Here is an 18,612-nt window from a genome sequence, read left to right on the forward strand (position 1 = left end):
GGTGGGCCGTGGCGCCTTGATTGAGGCAACATGGGGCTGCACTTCCCCATGCATTCAGAGTGGATAGGCCCAACATGAAAGACGCCGGTATCAAGGTTGCAACCTACATCTGCCCGGCCTGTGAGCAGCAGGTTGGCTTGCGGCACCGTCACGCGCAGCGGTTGTTGAGTGACCAGACCGCCGCGTGCCCCAAGTGTGGCGTGGATGATCTGGTGGCAGGCGAGTCGCGCGAGGCGCTGGCCCGGCATCTGGGTCGGATGGAAGAGGCGGTCCGCAAGTATTCGCGTATCGTGATGGTCACGGTGCCGGTGATCCTCGGTGCCCTGGCGTTGCATTTCTTCGGCAAGATTCCAACGACGGTTTTTGCGGTGATCTTTTTCACGACCCTGGGCGTTCAGGTGCTGGGCAAGCCCAAGCGCTCGCTTCGCGCTCCGCTTGACATCGAACTGGAGCGCGCGCGCTGAGTTGCCGATGAATTTGCCTTTCGCGCATACTGCCTCGTGGACACGCTGCTTGCGGGCAGGATGAAAAATTACGATACGGAGTCGCCTTCGCCATGGAGCGTCGCAATTTTCTCAAGACCAGTCTCAAGACGCTGGGTGCCGGCACGGCGGGTGCCGTGGCCGCGCCCTTCATTTCTACTGCCTCTGCCCAGGAGACGATCACCTGGAACATGGTGACGTCCTGGCCGAAGAATTTCCCGGCGCTGGGCACCGGGGCCAATGATCTGGCGGCGCGTATCGAGCGCATGTCGGGCGGACGCATGAAGGTCAAGGTGCACGGGGCGGGCGAGATGGTCCCGGCCATGGGGGTCTTCGATGCGGTGTCTGCCGGCACGGCCGAGATGGGGCATTCGGCGTCCTACTACTGGCGCGGCAAGGTGGCGGCGGCGCAGTTCTTTACCGCCGTGCCCTTCGGCATGACCACCACCGAGACCAATGCCTGGCTGTATTATGGCGATGGTCAGACGCTGTGGGACGAAATCTACGCCGAACACAATCTCAAGCCCTTTGCGGTAGGCAATACCGGCACTCAGATGGCGGGCTGGTTCAAGAAGGAGATCAAGTCGCTGGAGGATATGCAGGGGCTCAAGCTGCGCCTCCCTGGGCTGGCTGGCGAGGCGATGAGCGGTATCGGCGTGACGACCATGACCACCCCCGGTAGCGAGATCTTCACCTCCCTGCAGACCGGAGTGCTGGATGCTGCCGACTGGGTCGGGCCCTACAATGATCTGGCCTTCGGCCTGCATCAGGTGGCGGACTACTACTATACCTCGGCGTGGAACGAGCCCAGCGCCATCCTCGAGGGTACCGTCAATCTGGATGCCTGGAAGGCGCTGCCGGACGACCTCAAGGCGGTGGTGACCGAGGCGGCGCGGGCGTCCAATCTGGCGATGATCAGCGAGTTTCAGCTGCGCAATGCCGAGGCGCTGAAGACGCTGGTCGACGAGCATGGCGTCAAGCTGCGCGAATTCCCCGAGGACGTGATGTCGGCCCTGCTGGAGTCGTCGCGGGACGTGCTGCAGAAGCAGGTCGAGAGTGACGAGGCGTCTCGGAAGGTCTACGAGTCCTATCGCGCCTTCCAACAGAAGGTGCGGCCTTTCACCGATGTCGGTGAGTTTGCGTATCTGAAGGCGCGCGACCGGCTGCTCAGCGAGAGCTGATCGGTTCAGCTGTCGCCCTGGCGTACGGCGCGGATGCGGCCGTTGTCGTCGAGGGCGACCAGCACGAAACGCGCCTCGGTGACCTTGTGTAGCTCATCGGGGTTGCGTTCCATGGGCGAACGGCTCCATACCTCGACATCGAGCTTGATCGAGCTGTGGCCAATCTCGCCGATGGCGGTGAAGATGTTGACCACCGAGCCCACGCGCACCGGACACAGAAAGTCCATGGCCTCGATGGCGACGGTGGCGGTGCGGCCATGGGCCTCGCGGCTGGCGGTCAGCTCGGCGGCCTGGTCCATCTGGCTGACCAGCCAGCCGCCGGGGATGTCGCCATGGAAGTTGGTGTCCTGGCGGTTGGCGACCAGCTTGAGGGCCAGTTGACCGCGCGGTGCCGGTATGTCGTCGAGTTCGCTCATGGGGGCTGCCTGCTTGTTGTTTAGCGGGTCATGATAGAGGGCAAGCGGTGGCTGTCGCCACTTTTCATCGGCTGACGTGGCGGACTGCCGATCATGCCGTGCCGGGATAGCGTATCGTCCGGCGGCCGTCATTGGCGATTCACGATAGCATGGTGCAGTGCGTCGGAAATCTTGGAGGTTCCATGCCGGCAGCCACTGCCGTTCAGGGTCAGGTCATTCGCAAACGCGCCATTCCCGTCTGCCTGGGCATGTGCTTGCTGTTGCTGAGCATGATCGGCGCGTTGCCCGTGTTGGCGCACGACACCGAGGCGGGCCGCGCGGGGGCGGAAGAACCGGTGGGTACCCTGGGCACGGTGGGGTCCGACACCATGGCCGGGCTGATGCTGCGCTGGGGTGAGCATCTGGCTCGCGAGTATCCGGGCATGCGGTTGCAGCTCAAGGCCAGTGGCTCGGCCAGTGCGCCGCCGGCGCTGACGGCCGGCACGACCCTGCTGGGACCGATGTCGCGGCCGATGACCGACGACGAAAAGGCGGCCTTCGAGCGTCGTCATGGCTATCCGGTCGAGTCACTGGTGGTGGCGCGGGACGCCCTGGTGGTGGTGGTGCATCGCCATAACCCGCTTACCAGCCTGAGCCTTACCGAACTGGATGCGATCTTCTCCGAGACCCTGCGCTGCGGTGGTGAGTCCGGGTTGCGTCGCTGGTCGTCGTTGCTCGACGGGACCCTTCAGGGGCTGATCGCCCCGCATGGTCGCAATGCCGTCTCGGGCACCCATGAGATGTTCCGTCGCGAGGCGCTATGCAATGGGGCCTTCCGCCCGCGGGTCAGGGAACATCCGGGATCGGCGGCGGTGGTGTCGGCCGTCAGTGCCGATCCACGGGCGATCGGGTATGCCGGCCTCAATCATCTGACGCCGGGAGTGAAAACCGTGGCACTGCGCGACGCGCAAGGTGTCGAGCACCGCCCGCAGCCGGAGGCGGTGCGACGTGGCGAGTATCCCTTCTCGCGCGACCTGCGGCTCTACGTCAACCGCCCGCCCGGTGAATCCCTGCCGTCGGTCGAGCGGGCCTTCATTGATCTGGTACTCTCGCCTGCAGGACAGGCGATCGCCGAAGAGCTGGGCTTCGTCGCGCTGCCGCGCGAGGAACTCAATCGCCAGCGACGACAACTCGGGCTCGAGACGCTGCCCGCCGTGCAACCCTGATGCCGGGAGCCACTGTCATGTCATTGTCATGATAGTGTCGTATTTTTCCGCTATTGCCCTCGTTCCACACTGGTTGCCATGCCGCATTCGTCCTCAACTCCCCCCTTGCGCCGCTCTGTGCGCCAGACCCGTGATCGCCTGGCCACGGCCTTGATCACGGCGGGCGGTATCGGGGTGATCGTGGCGGTCATGGCGATCGGCATCTTCCTGGCGGTGGAAGTGCTGCCGTTGTTCTGGTCGTCGGCGGATACCCCACGCATCGACCTGCAAGCCCTCTGGTTGCCCCAGCCCTACACGGGGCTCGAAGCGCCGGCGCATCGCTGGCAGCCCGCCCTGCCCGAAGGCGGAGGCGAGCCACGCTTCGGCATGCTGCCGCTGGTCTGGGGCACCCTGGAAGCGGCCGCCTGGTCGCTGGTGATCGCGGTGCCGTTGGCCCTGGGGGCGGCGGCGCACTCGGCGTTGTTCATGTCGCCGCGTCTGCGCGCCCGCCTGCGCCCGACCCTGGAGTTGATGGAGGCCATGCCGGGCGTGGTCATCGGCTTCGTGGCCGGGTTGGTGCTGGCGCCGTGGCTCGATAACCATCTAGCGCTGGGGGCGGTGTTATTGATCCTGTTGCCGCCGGGCGTGCTGCTGGCCGGCGGGCTCTGGTCGCGCCTGGGAGGCCGGCTGCACCGGCGCCTGCCGATGGGCTGGGCGGCCGTCTGGCTGATGCCCTGGTTGCTGGTGATTTGGGGCCTGGCCGTGTGGCTGGCGCCGCTGCTCGAGGCCTGGTGGTTCGGCGGCAGCCTGCGGACCTGGCTGGAAGTTCATCTGGGGCTCGCCTACGCCAATCGCAACGCCATCATTGTCGGCATGGCGATGGGCTTTGCGGTGATGCCGAGCATATATGCGCTGGCTGAGGATGCCCTGTCGGGCGTGCCCGGCAACCTGGTCGAAGGGGCCGAGGCGCTGGGCGCGACGCGCTGGCAGACACTGTGGAAGGTGGTGCTGCCGGCGGCCGGACCGGGGGTGCTATCGGCGGTGATGATCGGCGCCGGTCGTGCGGTGGGCGAGACCATGATCGTGCTGATGGCCAGTGGCAATACCGCGCTGATGACCGCCAACCCGCTGGATGGCCTGCGCTCGATGGCGGCGAGCATCGCCATCGAGCTGCCTGAAGCCGCCCCGGGCGGCACGCATTATCGTCTGTTGCTGCTGGCGGCCCTGCTGCTGTTTGCCTTTACCTTCTGCGTGAACACCCTGGCGGAAGTGGTGCGCGCGCGCTTGCGGCGCCGCTATCGGCGCATGGAGGGCCTGGCGTGATGCATCACTGGCAGCGTTCGAAGCGCAAGTCGGCCGGGGAAGGCCCCTGGGCCTGGCTGGCCGCCGGCAGCGTGGCGACGTCCCTGGCCCTGTTGGCCCTGCTGTTGGGGCTGCTGGCGGTGCGTGGCCTGGGGCACTTCTGGCCGGCGGATGTGGCCCTGGTGACCCTCGACGATGGTCGCCAGTTGGCGGGGCGCGCGGTGAAGGAGGCGCCGCTGCCCGGCCGGGAGGCGCGCGAACGCCTGTATCGCGACGGCAACCGTGATGTCGACGGTGATATCTGGGAGTGGGTGGCGCTCGAGCGGATCCAGGACATTGCGCATCCGGAGGATCTGGTGGTACTGGAGCGACGACGCTGGGGCGAGTTCATCGGCCGCCTGGTGGCCATCGAGACGGCTTCCGGCGAACGATTCAGTGGTGACGCGGCCTGGCCGGCCCTGAAAGAGCGTCTGGCGGTGGTGGAAGACGGGCGTCGACAGATCGCCCAGCTCCGCGAAGAGACCATTCAGCCTCTGGTGCGGCGTGTCGAGGCCGGCCAGGCCTCGGCTGAGGACCGAGCGGCACTGGCCAGCGCTCAGTCGCAAGTGAATGCGCGGCAGGCGGCGTTGCCCGATGACACCCTGGTGCTGGAAAGTGTCGGTGGCCGCTCCTTGCGTCAGCCGCTGACGGACGTGGTGCGCGCGCTCCAGCCCAATGCCATGGGACCGGTGGACAAGCTGGCGACCTGGGGTCAGGGCGTCTGGCGCTTTCTCTCCGAGGGACCGCGCGCCGCCAACACGGCGGGCGGCGTGTGGCCGGCGATCTTCGGCACGGTGCTGATGGTGGTGCTGATGTCGATCTTCGTCATGCCCTTCGGCGTGCTGGCGGCGGTCTATCTCAACGAGGTCGCCCATCAGGGGCGCTTGATCCGCTGGGTGCGCATCGGGGTCCGCAACCTGGCGGGGGTGCCGTCGATCGTCTATGGCGTGTTCGGGCTGGGGGTCTTCGTCTATGGCATCGGCGGCCACCTGGATGATTGGTTCTTTGCCTCCCGCCTGCCGTCGCCGACCTTTGGCACGGGCGGCCTGCTGTGGGCCTCGCTGACGCTGGCCCTGTTGACCCTGCCGGTGGTGATCGTGGCCACCGAGGAAGGCCTGGCGCGGATTCCGGAGAGCCAGCGCGAGGGGGCGCTGGCGCTGGGCGCAACGCGCACCGAGATGCTGTGGCGGGTGGTGCTGCCCATGGCCATGCCGGCCATGCTGACCGGGGTGATCCTGGCCGTGGCGCGCGCGGCAGGCGAAGTGGCGCCGCTGATGCTGGTGGGGGTGGCCAAGATGGCGCCTCAGGTACCGCTGGACGGCGAGTTCCCCTTTCTGCATCTTGATAGAAAGTTCATGCATCTGGGTTATCACATCTTTGATGCCGCCTTTCGCAGTGGTGATGTCCAGGCCGCCATGCCGCTGATCTATGCCACGGCGCTATTATTGGTAGTAGTGATTCTGGTGCTTAACCTGACTGCAATATTCTTGCGCCATTATTTGAGAGGGCGTCACGGTACACTGCCGCACTAGTGAGAATAGCGGTCACCCACCATCGGCCCTGGCAACTGCTTGAAAGGGCGTTCGAGGCGCGGGTGGCGTGGTTTTTTCCTCCAGGCAGTGCCCTGGTGCTTACGGGAAAGGGTTCATGACGGTCATGCAGCACACGCCTTCCACGTCGGGCGCTCTGATCGATTTCAGCGCGCACGCCTCGAGCCTGGAAGTGCGCGATTTCGCCCTGCGCTATGGCGACAAGCCGGCGTTGAGCAACCTGACATTGCGGGTGCCGCGCCATCGGGTAACGGCCTTCATCGGCCCCTCGGGGTGCGGCAAGTCGACGCTGCTGCGCGCGCTGAATCGTCTGCATGACCTGAATGAGTCGGTGTCACGCGAAGGCAGCATCCATCTCGAGGGACAGGACATTCACGCCCCCGAGATGATGGTGGCAGAGCTGCGCCGCCGGGTGGGCATGGTCTTCCAGGTGCCCAACCCCTTTCCCATGTCGATCTACGACAACGTGGCCTTCGGGCTGCGACTGCAAGGACGCATGCCCAAGCGGCGGGTGGATGACGTGGTCGAGTGGGCACTGCGCTCGGCCGCCCTGTGGGATGAGGTGAAGGATCGTCTGCGGGCGTCCGCCTGGTCGTTGTCCGGTGGCCAGCAACAACGCCTGGTCATCGCGCGCACCCTGGCGGTGGGCCCCGAGGTTTTGCTGCTCGATGAGCCGGCCTCGGCGCTGGATCCGATTTCGTCGCTCAAGGTCGAGGAGTTGATCCGCAACCTGAAGTCGACACTGACGCTGGTACTGGTCACCCACAACATGCAGCAGGCGGCGCGCGTCTCGGACTACACCGCCTTTCTGCAGGATGGCGAGCTGGTGGAGTACGGCCCCACCGATACCCTGTTCACCAATCCGCGCCTGGCGCGAACCGAGAATTACATCACCGGACGCATGGCCTGATGAGCCCGTCCCGAGGAGAGTCTGATGGACATCACCAGTGACATTCACAGTCAGCATATCTCTCGTCAGTTCAATCACGAACTCGAGGAACTCAAGACCCACCTGATGGCCATGGGCGGCCTGGTCGAGAAGCAGGTTCAGGACGCGGTGAATTCCCTGCTCGACGCCGACTCCTCGCTGGCCGAGCGTGTCGTCGACAATGATCGCGCCGTCAATGACATGCAGATCAAGATCGATGACGAGTGCACCCGGGTGCTGGCGCGGCGTCAGCCGGCAGCGTCCGATCTGCGTCTGGTGCTGGCGGTGATCCGTGCCGCCTCCGACCTGGAGCGTATCGGCGACGAGGCCAGCAAGATCGCCCGCAACGCCATCGAGCTGATCGAGAATGACTCGGGCAGCCGCGGTTTCGTCGAGGTCCGCATCATCAGCGAGCATGTGCGGCGCATGATGCGTGATTCGCTGACCTCCTTCGCCCGCTTCGATACCGATCTCGCCCTGCAGATCGTCGAGGAGGACCAGAAGGTCGACAGCGAGTATCAGTCGGCCATGCGCTCGCTGATGACCTTCATGATGGAGGATGCCCGCTCGATCTCGCCGGTGCTAGGCATCATGTGGATCCTGCGCGCCCTGGAGCGCGTCGGCGATCATGCCAACAACCTGGCCGAATATGTGGTGTATCTGGTCAAGGGGCTCGACATCCGCCACACGAATCCGGATGATCTCGACGAGGAAGTCGGCGACCGCTGACAGGCGTGGCGCCGAGTGGTCTATTCGAACAGGCCGTCGCCGGGAGCGACGGCCTGTTTCGTCGTGAGGAGGATGAACACCGATGCTGAATGCCTTGACGGCGCTGTCGCAGGGGACCCGGCTGGTCTATTCGCGCGGCCTGCGCCGCTATGTGTTTCTGCCGATCCTGGCCAACCTGTTGGTCTATGCCGGCATGCTGAGCTATGTGCTGAGCCATTTCGGCGGCTGGCTGGATGGCTGGATGGCCATGGTGCCGGGCTGGCTCGACTGGCTTTCGTGGCTGATCTGGCCGTTGTTCGTGATCAGCCTGGTGGTGATCGTGTTCTTCACCTTCACTCTGGTGACGCACCTGATCGCCGCGCCCTTCTACGGCTTTCTGGCCGAGAAGGTCGAGATCGAGGTGACCGGTCGCGCCCCGCTGGACGACCGTGGCCTTGTGCGCACGGCCCTCGATGCGCTGGGCCGCGAGCTGGTCAAGCTGGGCTATATCCTGCCACGCATGCTGGTGCTGTTCGTGATCAGTTGGATTCCGGTGATCAACCTGATGGCGCCGGTCCTGTGGGCGGCGTTCTCGGCCTGGACCATGGCCATCACCTATCTCGACTATCCCATGGACAACAACAAGGTCAGCTTCGCCGACATGCGGCGACGCCTGGCGACCCGGCGCTGGCCGACGCTGACCTATGGCGGCTGGGTGATGCTGATCACCTGGGTGCCGCTGGCCAACCTGTTTCTGCTGCCGGGGGCCGTGGCGGCGGCGGTGCTGATGTGGGATCGCCACTATCGTGACCTGACGGCAGTGACCGCGTCGCGCTAGTCGCTGGTGGTCAGCGCGGCCGGTGCCTCGCTCTCGGCACTGGCGAGGCGCTCGCGCGGGAAGACGCAGCGGAAGGTGGCGCCGGCGCCCGGGTGCGAGTCGATCTCGAGCCAGGCCTGGTGGCGCAGCAGCACGTGCTTGACGATGGCCAGCCCCAGGCCGGTGCCGCCGGTGGCGGTGCTGCGGCCCTTGTCGACGCGGTAGAAGCGCTCGGTGAGACGCGGAATATGGTGGGGGTCGATGCCCTCGCCGTCATCCGCGACTTCCAGACAGGCGCCGTCGGCGTGACTGGCCCAGCGCAGCCTGATGTGGCGATCCTCGCCGGCATAACGCACGGCGTTGAAGACCAGGTTGGAGAGGGCGCTGTGGATTTCCTTTTCGCTGCCCACCAGGCGACGCGCCTCGTCGATGATGACCTCGAAGTGCTGGCTGCCGCTGGACAGGGCTTCGGCATCGCGGCGGATGTTGTCCATCATGCTGGCCAGCTCCAGCGGAGCGTCGTCCTGGCCGCCCTGGTCGATCTCCAGCCGTGACAGCAGCAGCAGGTCGTTGACCAGGTTCTGCATGCGGGTCGTCTGGCCGCGCATCTGCTCGATGCCACGTGACATGCGGCCGGGCAACTGGTCGGCCATGCCGCTGTAGGTTTCCAGATAGCCGCTGAGTACCGTCAGCGGGGTGCGCAGTTCATGCGAGACATTGGCCACGAAGTCGCGGCGCATCTGCTCCAGGCGGTGCAGGCGCGTGATGTCGCGGGCCATCACCAGGCGCTCGTCATCGCCATACAGGGTGATCTGGAACTGCAGGATCATCTGCTCGTCGATCGGCGAGGTCAGCGTCAGGGGTTCGCGATATTCACGCGCCTGAAAGTAGTCGACGAAGCTGGGATCGCGCAGCAGGTTGGTGATGTGCTGGCCTCGGTCATGCGCCGGCTTGAGGCCCAGCATGCGCTCGGCGGCACTGTTCCACCATTCCATGTCGCCGTGGCGATCGAGCATGACTACGCTGTCGCGCATGGCCTCGGAGGATTCCTGGATGCGGCTCAGGGTGTCGCGCAGCCGCCGCTGGGTAATGCGCTGGCCCTTCTGGTAGCGATACAAACGGTCGAACAGCTCGCCCCACAGGCCGCTGGCGGCGGGCGGCTCTTCATGGGGATGGTTGGCCAGCCAGTCGTGCAGGGCGCTGAGCTGGCGCAGCTGATACGCCAGCTGCAGGCCCAGGGCAATGGCCACCCCGATGCCGATGGCGGAGAACGGCCAGCCGAGAACGCCGCCCAGGGCGGTCAGGCCCACTAGGCGCCAGAGTTCTTTTTTCCACAGCCGCTTCACGCCGGAACCGTCTGTGGATAATGCGTGTTGCCCCGAGGCGTCGAGGTCGTGTGCAGCATGCGCATCTGGGCCTCTGAATCCTGTCTGGCTGGTCGATATCGCCCGGCTTCCGCTCGGGCGCATCAGCGGCCGGGGAGCACAGGCCGCCTGCCCCTTACTCTAGCCTGCCTGCGACCCGGCGGCACGGCCCGGGCGCTCTCAGCCCTTGGCAGAAAAGCGATAGCCGGTGCCGCGCACGGTCTGGATCAGTTGCTGGTAGGGGTCGCCCAGCGCCTTGCGCAGACGACGAATGTGCACGTCCACGGTGCGCTCCTCGACATAGACGTTGCCGCCCCAGACCTGATCGAGCAGCTGACCGCGCGTGTAGGCGCGTTCCTGATGAGTCATGAAGAATTGCAGCAGGCGGTATTCGGTCGGGCCGACCTCCAGCGATTGGCCGTCGACGCTGACCCGGTGGCTGACGGGGTCGAGCAGCAGGCCCTCGACTTCCACCGGATCCTCGACCCCATGCGGGGTGGAGCGGCGCAGGACCGCCTTGAGGCGGGCGACCAGCTCGCGCGGCGAGAACGGCTTGGTGATGTAATCATCCGCCCCGGATTCCAGGCCCTGGATCTTGTTGTCCTCCTCGGTCTTGGCGGTGAGCATGATGATCGGCAACTCGGCCGTGGCTTCATCACGCTTCAGCCGGCGTGCCAGCTCGATACCGCTGGTGCCGGGCATCATCCAGTCGAGCAGCACCAGGTCGGGCTGATGGTCGACGATGAGCGCGTGGGCACTCTGGGCGTTGTCCGCCTCGAGGACGTGGTAGTCGGCCATTTCCAGCGCCACGGCGATCATCTCGCGGATCGGCGCTTCATCATCGACAATCAGTACGGTCTTGTCGCTCATCCCGGGGCCTCATGGTCAAGGTCAGTGACAACTTGGTGACGATGACAGCATGTCCCTGTGACAATCATGTGACAAGCGCTCCTTGCGCTTCACTTTTCTGCCCGGTTGCGACGCGTGATGGCGCGCTTCAGCCGCCGAGCGGCGGCCACCAGGAGAGCCCGATACCGGCGAAGACCAGCAGGCCTGACCAGTGGTTGTTGAGAAAGGCCTGGAAGCAGCGATCCCGGTCGCGATGGCGGATCAGGTGTTGCTGATGGACGAAGGTGGCGGCCATGGCGGCCAGCCCCAGCCAGAAGAAGCCGCCCAGCCCCAGGGCGTGGCCGACCCAGGCCAGCAGTCCCAGGGTGATCAGCTGCAGTAGGCCGATGATCAGCTTGTCGGCGCGGCCGAACAGCACGGCGGTGGACTTGATGCCGATGCGCAGGTCGTCATCGCGGTCGACCATGGCGTACAGGGTGTCGTAGGCCACGGTCCAGGCCACGTTGGCGGCCACCAGCCACCACGCCACGGCCGGGATTTCGCCCAGCACCGCGCCGAAGGCCATGGGGATGCTCCACGAGAAGGCGGCCCCCAGGAACACCTGGGGCAGATGGGTGTAGCGCTTCATGAAGGGGTAGATGAAGGCCAGCATGACCCCGGCGACCGAGAGCATCACCGTGAAGGGGTTGGTCAACCACACCAGCGCGAAGGACAGCACGACCAGGGTGGCGAACAGCCCCTTGGCTTCCGTCTCGCTGATGCGCCCGGTGGCCAGGGGGCGCTGGCGGGTGCGCTTGACGTGGCCGTCGAAGTGGCGGTCGGCATAGTCGTTGACCACGCAGCCGGCGGCGCGCATCAGGTAGACGCCGACGACGAAGATCAGCACGGTGGCGCGCTCGGGCACGCCCTGTGCGGCCATCCACAGCGCCCACAGGGTGGGCCACATCAGCAGCCAGGTGCCGATGGGGCGATCGAGCCGCATCAGCTGCAGGAAGTCGGGTAGGCGGGCCAGTCCGGAAGGGCGCAACAGGGAAGAGTCCATCGGGTCGTCTCGTATGCTCGACCCCCGGTTGCCGGTGCCGGATGGGTCGTCGGGTTGAGGGTGGAGCGCCTAGGCTAACGCGAAGGCATGGCCAGATCATCCACCATCGCCTGCTGGAAGAACTCCTGCACCAGCACCGTGATGCGCTGATGCCTGAGCACCGAGCGACGTCCCCAGGGGCCCTGGGCGCCCGCAAAGGGGCCGCCGCCGGCGCAGACCTCGATGGGGCTGCGCTGCAGGTCGGATTGAGCGAACAACCAGCTGCCCAGCGAGCGCTCGCCCAGCCACTCCAGTCGGTGCTGGTCGGTCGGCGAGCCGAGCGGTGATACGGAGCGTGCCAGCACCCAGGGCCGCTCGTCCAGGCATAGCGCGACCTCGCGCAGCCAGGCATGCTGGTGCTCGCCCAGGCCCAGCGCCTCGGCTTCATCCTGACGAGGCCGGCCATGGCGCTGATCGAGCAGGCGCACGCGAAAGCGGCGTGGCTGGCCGGCGGCGATCAGTCGATCGGTCAGGGAGTCCTGCGAGGCGAGCCACTCCCACCAGCGCGGGCTCATATCCGGGCGAGCGGCGGCCAGGGGGCGCCAGCGGGGCTGGAATGATGGGCCTGTCGGCAAGAGTTGCGCTCCGCGTCCAAATCGTCGGGGCGGCTAGTGTACCATGATGCCTCGAACTTCTACCCCGCCATGGGACTGGCGGGCCGTGCGACGAGGATTTCATGACCGCTCCCCTGACCCTTATCGGTTCCGGCATGGCCGCGATGGGCCTGGTGCGCCAGTTGCGTGCCCACCAGCCCGAACGGCCGATCACCTTGATCACGGCCGACAGTGGCGATGACTACTCCAAGCCCATGCTGTCCACGGGCTTCGCCAAACGTCTGCCGCCGGAGCGCCTGGCCAGCCGGTCGGCTCTCGAGGTGGCCGATTCGCTGGGGGTGGTGGTGCGTACCCATACGCGTGTGGAGGCCATCGACCCGGCGGCGCGTGAGCTGCAGCTGGGCGCCGAGCGTCTGGCCTACGACGAGCTGGTGCTGGCCACCGGTGCGGCGCCGACGCCGCCTCTCGACTGGCCGCAGACGCTGGATGGACGGGTCTTCACCATCAATGACCTGGATGACTACCGTGCCTTCCATGCGGCCCTGACATCCCTCGGCAGGCCGGCGCGAGTGGCGGTGGTGGGGGCCGGCCTGGTGGGCTGCGAGTACGCCAATGACCTGTTGGCGGGTGGCCACGCCGTCGACCTGATTGCCCCGGAAGCCACGCCCCTGCCGCAACTGCTGCCTCCGGTCCTGGGCGAGGCCCTGGGGGCGGCGTTCAGCGAGGCCGGCATGCGCCGCTACCCCGGCCGCAGCGTGGTCGAGCTGGTGCCCGGTCGCGCCGGGGTGGCCATCGGCCTGGATGATGGCGCGAACCTCGAAGCGGACCTGGTGCTGGTGGCGACCGGCCTGAGGCCCCGCACGCAGCTGGCCGAGGCGGCAGGGCTGGCCGTTTCCGCGCAGGGCATCCTGACCGATCGTTACCTGGCGACCTCGGCGCCGGGCATCCACGCCCTGGGCGATGCGGCCTGTGTCGATGGCGTCAATGCCATGTACGTGCAGCCGCTGCAGGCCGCGGCCAAGGCCCTGGCGGTGACGCTGGCGGGCACTCCCAGTGCCGTGACCTATGGCGCCTGGCCGGTGCTGGTCAAGACGCCACTGTTGCCGGTGGTGTCCCTGCCGCCGCCCGACGGGGTGGCCTGCGAGTGGCGCATTGAGGGCGAGGGCCGCGACTTGAGCGCGCTGGCGGAGGATGAGGACGGACGTTTGATGGGGTTTGCGTTGACAGGCAGCCGGGTCCGTCGGAAAGTCGAACTGGCGCGGATCGCTCCCTCATTGCTAGGCTAGTCTCGACATCGCTCAGCGATGCGTGATTCGTACCAGCTCGACTGTCGCCGATCCTGGGCCGGCGGGCTGCGTTGAAATGTGAGGGATGTCCTGCATTTCACGTCAACAATAAGATGGCCGGAGGGGTTACCCCGGTTGTAGTCAAACAAGGAGGGCTATATGCGTAAACCAGAACTCGCCGCGGCGATTGCCGAGCGTGCTGATCTATCCAAGGACAAGGCTAGTCAGGTTCTCAACGTCATTCTCGATGAAATCACGGGTAGTGTGTCCGATGGCAATGACGTGTCATTGATCGGCTTTGGAACCTTCACGGTGCGCGAGCGTGCTTCACGTACCGGCAAGAACCCGCAGACCGGTGAGTCGCTGACCATTCCGGCCAGCAAGACGGTAGCCTTCAAGCCGGGCAAGGGGCTCAAGGACGCGGTCGCCAAGTAATGGCGCCCCGGCACGGCTCGCCTGAACGGGCGGGCCGTGAATTTCCTGCCTGAACGATTCTGCCTCGGATATCCCCATGAAACTTCGAATCATGCTGTGGTTGTTGGGTGTCATGCTCAAGCGCGCCCTGCGTCGCAAGGACAGGTTTCGAGAACGTCTGACCGAGATGCGTGGTCTGGACTGGGGCATTGCCACCGAGGACCTCGCCATTGCCCGGCATTACCGCATGTCGTCCCAGGGCATCGAGACCGGCAAGGGGCTACCGGTGGATCTCGACCTGGAACTGCGCTTCGAGAGCGCGGCGGCGGCAGTACGCATTCTGCGTAAACCCACCCAGAAAGCCTTTCTCGACGGCATGATGGACGGCCGTGTGCGCCTGGTCGGGGACTCCGGCGACCTGACGCGTCTGCAAAAGCTGTTGCGCGATATTTGAGCTACGAGCTACGAGCTACGAGCTACGAGCTACGAGCTGCGGGTAGCGAGCGATGAGCTTCAAAACACGAGTTGCGAGCTGTGGGCTACGCGCCGCGAGTGACGAGCCTGGTGAGGCATGGTGTACGACCATCCCCTCGATCATCGGCGCGAGAGGCCGGTCAGAGCGTTGAGGGGCGGGTTCGGACATTTCGGCGGCAGGCGTTATACTAAAGTCTGAATTGTCAGGGCGCTTGCGCCTCGCCGACTGCTTTCCTGGAGCCTATGTCGCTGTCATCGCTGTTCCTCTCGCTGCGCCGCCTCTGGGCGCTGGATTCCTTCGCTTACAGTCTGCGCGTCTTCATCGCCTTCACCGGTGTGGTGCTGGTGTGCTGGTGGTTCACGGCGCTACACAGCCTGATCCCGCTGTTTCTGGGCATCATTGCCAGTGCGCTGTCGGAGACCGACGACCACTGGCAGGGTCGCTGGAGGGCCCTACTGGTCACGCTGGGCTGTTTTGCCGTGGCCGCCCTGTCGGTCGAGGTGCTGTTCAACCGGCCGCTGTGGTTCGTCGTGGGCCTGGCGGTCAGCACCTTTGGCCTGACCATGCTGGGGGCGGTGAACCAGCGTTACGCGACCATCGCGCGGGCGACCCTGATTCTCGCCACCTATACCATGATCAGTCTGGAAAACCGCGCCGCCCCGGCGCTGGAGAATATCTGGCGGGAGCCGGCCCTGCTGGTGGCGGGGGCGGCCTGGTATGGCGTGATTTCGGTCATCTGGTGTCGACTGTTTTCCCGCCAGCCCCTCAAGCATGCGCTGGCCCGCGTGTTTCGCGAGCTGAGCCGCTATCTGCAGCTCAAGTCGACCCTGTTCGAGCCACGGCGCGACCTGGATGTCGAGCAACGCCGCTATGAACTGGCGCGCCAGAACGGACGTGTGGTCGCGGCGCTCAATCAGGCCAAGGAGATGATCTTTCGCCGTCTCCAGGAGAGCCGCAGCAGCAAGCTGAACCGCTACCTGTGGCTGTATTTTATCGCCCAGGACATCCATGAGCGGGCCAGCTCGACGCATTACCCGTATCACGAGCTGAGCCAGGCCTTCTTTCACCATGACGTCCTCTTTCGGGCCCAGCGCCTGCTGGCGCAACAGGGCGAGACGTGCCACGAACTGGGGCGCTCGCTGTTGCTCAATCGCGCCTTCGCGCAGGGGCGCAGCGAGATGGCGCTGGAGGATTTCAACGCCTCGGTGGAGCAGTTGGGGGCCCAACCACGCCGCGAGTGGCAGTCGCTTCTGCCGCATCTGCGTGCGCTGGCCGATAACCTGACGACCCTGCAGGATATTCTCGGGCGTGCCCGCCACCCGGAAGGCCCCGATTCCCAGGAAGATGCCTCGTTGTATGATCGCACCCCGCACGGCCTGGACGACGTTCGCGAGCGGGTCCTGGGACAACTGACGCCGCGCTCGGCGATCTTTCGTCATGCGGTGCGCCTGACCGTGACCCTGGTGGCGGGTTATGGCCTGCTGCACTGGATCCATCCCACCCAGGGCTACTGGATTCTGCTGACCAGTCTGTTCGTCTGTCAGCCCAGTTTCGGCGCCACCCGCCGCCTGTTGCGGCAACGCATTCTGGGCACCATCATCGGCTTGCTGGCGGGCTGGGCCCTGATCACGCTGTTTCCCTCGCCGCTGGTGCAGATCGGCTGCGCGGTGATGGCCGGCGTTGCCTTCTTTGCGGCGCGTGGCCGGCGTTACATGTTCGCCACCGCCTTCATTACCCTGATGGTGCTGTGCTGTTTCAATCAGGTGGGCAATGGCTTCGGGCTGATCTGGCCGCGCCTGTTCGATACCCTGATGGGCGCGGGCATCGCCGGTCTGGCGGTGCTATTGATCCTGCCCGACTGGCAGGGGCGGCAACTGCACCAGCAGGCGGCGGCCACCCTGGAGGCCAATCGTGCCTATCTCGAGGCCATCCTCGATCAATACCGCCATGGAAAGCGCGATGACCTGACCTATCGGCTGGCGCGCCGCAACGCCCACAATGCCGATGCCGAGTTATCGACCCTGATCGGCAATGTGCTGCAGGAGCCCGAGCGGTTTCGCCGCGATGCCGATGTGGGGCTGCGCTTTCTGCTGCACTCGCACACCCTGCTCAACTACCTCTCGGCCCTCGGGGCGCATCGCGACGAGCGCACGGAACACTACTCCGGCCCGGTGGAGCATGCGGCCGAATCCATCGAGGGCTCGCTGGCGGCTCTGGCCGCCGGCCTGCGCGATCAGGCTCCCCTGGAGGAGCAGGACGCCAGGTTGAATGACGCCCTGGCCGCGCTGGATACCGAACCCGCCCGTGACGACTCTCAGCTGCTGCGCACCCAGCTGGCCTTGATCGGTCAGCAGCTGGCACCCCTGCGCCACGCCGCCCGCTCCATCGGCCAACCGGACGCGCCGGAGCTATAAGCTGTAAGCCATAAGCTTGAAGCTGGAAGAACGGCGCTACGCGCCTTGAAGAGGGAAGAAAACCCTCCCGGGCTTCGCCCGGAGCTATAAGCCGTGAGCTTTAAGCTTGAAGAAAAAACTTGACTCCACTAACCCCGGTACCAGCCTTCCCTCTGGGGGTGCAGCTAGATACTGCTGTGACGTTGAGCGGCGATATAGTCTCCCCATTCATGGAGTAATCGGAGGTGGGTGTCATGGCTTTCCGCATGCCGCAGTGCGTGAAAGGTGGCGATGTAGGTGTTGCGGATCTCCGTGAAACGCTCGCCCTCGAATTGCTCCCTGATCCATGCCTGCTCGCGAGGCGTCGGTTCATCCAGAAATTCTGCCATGTCTGTCACATACTCGGGATCCTGCCAGCCGCTTGAATGCCACATGTCCTGTCGGGGCAATGGACGCGAATACACGAAGGGCAACAGGTAAATGTTGCTCAGCATGGCTTCCAGCAGATAGCGCCGTGCTTTGGCGAGCGAGCCCATTCGATAGTAGGTCAAGGCGGCATACAGCCAGAAGACGGGTTCGCCCACGTCATCGGGGAATTCCTGTTCAAACCACTCCATGAACTCGACGGCTTTCTCGGGCGCTCCGCTGAGCAAGTAGTCGACGCCCACCAGATAACGTTTTCCCGAGCCGTCGGAAATCTGGCCATAAGTCTCTTTCTCTTTCAGCAGGGCCCTGCGTGCCCGGTTGGCTCGATCTCGACACCGCTTTTGCACATTGTTCAGCATGGATCGGGCTCCAGGCTTGTAAGGTGAGACGTTGCCACGATGCCTGAGGCTGTGTGGGGCTGGCAGAATCGACCGGCAACGGCGGCGGGCCAAACCTCATTCATAGCGGCTCCAGAGCCTGAGTACTTTCACTACGCGCTCATCCTCGATCACCTGATAGGCCAGACGATGCTGGATATTGATGCGGCGTGAATAGGCGCCGTTCAGATCACCCACCAGCTTCTCGAACGGAGGTGTCCGGCGAAACGGGTCTTCTGCAATCAGTGCCAATAATTCCTGGGTTTTTGGCTTGAGGCCGCTCGAGGCCAGTTTGTTTGCATCCTTCTGTGCTTGCCTGGTGTAAACCAGCTTCCATGTCACCAGTCCAGCTCCTCGCCACACTCATCCACCGGGGTATCCATACCCTCGCGAATCGACTCTCGCATGCCCGGCACGGAGAGCAGGTAGAGGGTTTCCTGAATCGCCGACCAGTCTTCCTCGGATACCAGCACCGCCTTGTTGCGCTTGCCCATGATGATGATGGGCTGATGAGACTCGGCGGTTTCGTCGATCAATCGATAGAGGTTGCTACGCGCCTCGGTTGCTGTGATGCCGCTCATGACGCCCCCTTGCATGTGTCGTTGTCTTGAGTGTACGCCTTCGGTTACGTACGCCAAGACGTACGTAACGCCTGATCATATGGTGTCGCTCGACGGGGTAAGAAAAAACCTTGGCCCGAGAGGAGCTGGGGTTAGGCTGCTACGAGCTACGAGCTACGAGCTACGAGCTACGAGCTACGAGCTACGAGCTACGAGCTACGAGCTA

Annotated in this window: 20 protein-coding genes; 12 read left to right on the forward strand and 8 right to left on the reverse strand. The window is 65.0% G+C overall.

The genetic code is table 11. The features are described 5' to 3' along the window. Nucleotides 1-74: 74 nt before the first annotated feature. Complete coding sequence (locus HHA01_RS14080; RefSeq protein WP_141321814.1) at nt 75-464, forward strand: hypothetical protein; 390 nt, start codon at nt 75-77, stop codon at nt 462-464. Between the two features lie 92 nt (nt 465-556). Next, entirely contained in the window at nt 557-1,663 is a 1,107-nt protein-coding gene (locus HHA01_RS14085; protein ID WP_141321816.1) for a TRAP transporter substrate-binding protein, read from the forward strand. Nucleotides 1,664-1,668: 5 nt separating this feature from the next. On the opposite strand, the gene HHA01_RS14090 is transcribed toward HHA01_RS14085, so the two are convergent. Continuing rightward, complete coding sequence (locus tag HHA01_RS14090) at nt 1,669-2,079, reverse strand: acyl-CoA thioesterase (RefSeq protein WP_141321818.1); 411 nt, start codon at nt 2,077-2,079, stop codon at nt 1,669-1,671. 182 nt (nt 2,080-2,261) lie between these two features. On the opposite strand from HHA01_RS14090, the gene HHA01_RS14095 reads away from it, so the two are divergent. The 6 genes from HHA01_RS14095 to cysZ all read left to right on the forward strand — a co-directional run bounded on the left by HHA01_RS14095 (nt 2,262) and on the right by cysZ (nt 8,628). Beyond that, nucleotides 2,262-3,284 (forward strand): phosphate ABC transporter substrate-binding protein, encoded by a 1,023-nt coding sequence (locus HHA01_RS14095; protein WP_246053916.1) that lies wholly within the window; start codon nt 2,262-2,264, stop codon nt 3,282-3,284. Nucleotides 3,285-3,362: 78 nt separating this feature from the next. Beyond that, nucleotides 3,363-4,586: an ABC transporter permease subunit gene (locus tag HHA01_RS14100; protein ID WP_141321820.1), complete on the forward strand. Its 1,224-nt coding sequence runs from the start codon at nt 3,363-3,365 to the stop codon at nt 4,584-4,586. Next, nucleotides 4,586-6,136, forward strand: a complete 1,551-nt coding sequence (gene pstA / locus HHA01_RS14105; protein WP_141321850.1) for a phosphate ABC transporter permease PstA — start codon at nt 4,586-4,588, stop codon at nt 6,134-6,136. Before HHA01_RS14100 ends, pstA begins: the two co-directional genes overlap by 1 nt. Nucleotides 6,137-6,251: 115 nt before the next feature. Then, nucleotides 6,252-7,064, forward strand: a complete 813-nt coding sequence (gene pstB, locus HHA01_RS14110) for a phosphate ABC transporter ATP-binding protein PstB (RefSeq protein ID WP_141321822.1) — start codon at nt 6,252-6,254, stop codon at nt 7,062-7,064. A gap of 24 nt (nt 7,065-7,088) precedes the next feature. Then, on the forward strand, nt 7,089-7,811 hold the full coding sequence (gene phoU / locus HHA01_RS14115; protein ID WP_141321824.1) for a phosphate signaling complex protein PhoU: 723 nt from the start codon (nt 7,089-7,091) through the stop codon (nt 7,809-7,811). A gap of 82 nt (nt 7,812-7,893) precedes the next feature. Continuing rightward, nucleotides 7,894-8,628 carry a sulfate transporter CysZ gene (cysZ, locus tag HHA01_RS14120; protein WP_141321826.1) on the forward strand — a complete coding sequence of 245 codons (735 nt, stop codon included), beginning with the start codon at nt 7,894-7,896 and terminating at the stop codon, nt 8,626-8,628. Here the strand turns inward: cysZ and phoR are convergent. The 4 genes from phoR to HHA01_RS14140 all read right to left on the reverse strand — a co-directional run bounded on the left by phoR (nt 8,625) and on the right by HHA01_RS14140 (nt 12,476). Continuing rightward, the gene (phoR, locus tag HHA01_RS14125; protein WP_246053917.1) at nt 8,625-9,953 is read right to left on the reverse strand and encodes a phosphate regulon sensor histidine kinase PhoR; all 1,329 of its coding nucleotides are present in this window, start codon (nt 9,951-9,953) and stop codon (nt 8,625-8,627) included. The two genes, cysZ and phoR, sit on opposite strands and share 4 nt — an antisense overlap. Before the next feature lie 198 nt (nt 9,954-10,151). Continuing rightward, nucleotides 10,152-10,841, reverse strand: a complete 690-nt coding sequence (gene phoB, locus HHA01_RS14130; RefSeq protein WP_141321830.1) for a phosphate regulon transcriptional regulator PhoB — start codon at nt 10,839-10,841, stop codon at nt 10,152-10,154. Between the two features lie 127 nt (nt 10,842-10,968). Continuing rightward, the gene (ubiA, locus tag HHA01_RS14135; RefSeq protein ID WP_141321832.1) at nt 10,969-11,862 is read right to left on the reverse strand and encodes a 4-hydroxybenzoate octaprenyltransferase; all 894 of its coding nucleotides are present in this window, start codon (nt 11,860-11,862) and stop codon (nt 10,969-10,971) included. 74 nt (nt 11,863-11,936) lie between these two features. Continuing rightward, nucleotides 11,937-12,476, reverse strand: coding sequence for a chorismate--pyruvate lyase family protein (locus HHA01_RS14140; protein WP_307725352.1), 540 nt, complete (start codon nt 12,474-12,476; stop codon nt 11,937-11,939). Between the two features lie 101 nt (nt 12,477-12,577). Here HHA01_RS14140 and HHA01_RS14145 point away from each other — a divergent pair, with 101 nt between their 5' ends. The 4 genes from HHA01_RS14145 (at nt 12,578) to yccS (ending at nt 17,044) form a co-directional block, all read left to right on the forward strand. Then, complete coding sequence (locus HHA01_RS14145) at nt 12,578-13,741, forward strand: NAD(P)/FAD-dependent oxidoreductase (protein ID WP_141321834.1); 1,164 nt, start codon at nt 12,578-12,580, stop codon at nt 13,739-13,741. Between the two features lie 159 nt (nt 13,742-13,900). After that, nucleotides 13,901-14,176 (forward strand): HU family DNA-binding protein, encoded by a 276-nt coding sequence (locus HHA01_RS14150; RefSeq protein ID WP_141321836.1) that lies wholly within the window; start codon nt 13,901-13,903, stop codon nt 14,174-14,176. A gap of 76 nt (nt 14,177-14,252) precedes the next feature. Next, nucleotides 14,253-14,609, forward strand: a complete 357-nt coding sequence (locus HHA01_RS14155; protein ID WP_141321838.1) for a hypothetical protein — start codon at nt 14,253-14,255, stop codon at nt 14,607-14,609. A 263-nt stretch (nt 14,610-14,872) separates the two neighbouring features. After that, complete coding sequence (gene yccS / locus HHA01_RS14160) at nt 14,873-17,044, forward strand: YccS family putative transporter (protein ID WP_141321840.1); 2,172 nt, start codon at nt 14,873-14,875, stop codon at nt 17,042-17,044. Nucleotides 17,045-17,208: 164 nt separating this feature from the next. On the opposite strand, the gene HHA01_RS14165 is transcribed toward yccS, so the two are convergent. The 3 genes from HHA01_RS14165 to HHA01_RS14175 all read right to left on the reverse strand — a co-directional run bounded on the left by HHA01_RS14165 (nt 17,209) and on the right by HHA01_RS14175 (nt 18,407). Beyond that, on the reverse strand, nt 17,209-17,808 hold the full coding sequence (locus HHA01_RS14165; protein WP_141321842.1) for a tetratricopeptide repeat protein: 600 nt from the start codon (nt 17,806-17,808) through the stop codon (nt 17,209-17,211). A 96-nt stretch (nt 17,809-17,904) separates the two neighbouring features. Next, nucleotides 17,905-18,168, reverse strand: a complete 264-nt coding sequence (locus tag HHA01_RS14170; protein WP_141321844.1) for a Txe/YoeB family addiction module toxin — start codon at nt 18,166-18,168, stop codon at nt 17,905-17,907. After that, complete coding sequence (locus HHA01_RS14175) at nt 18,165-18,407, reverse strand: type II toxin-antitoxin system Phd/YefM family antitoxin (protein WP_141321846.1); 243 nt, start codon at nt 18,405-18,407, stop codon at nt 18,165-18,167. The genes HHA01_RS14170 and HHA01_RS14175 overlap by 4 nt, the downstream gene beginning before the upstream one ends. Nucleotides 18,408-18,612: the final 205 nt, after the last annotated feature.

The organism is Halomonas halmophila (assembly GCF_006540005.1).
Lineage (GTDB): Bacteria > Pseudomonadota > Gammaproteobacteria > Pseudomonadales > Halomonadaceae > Halomonas > Halomonas halmophila.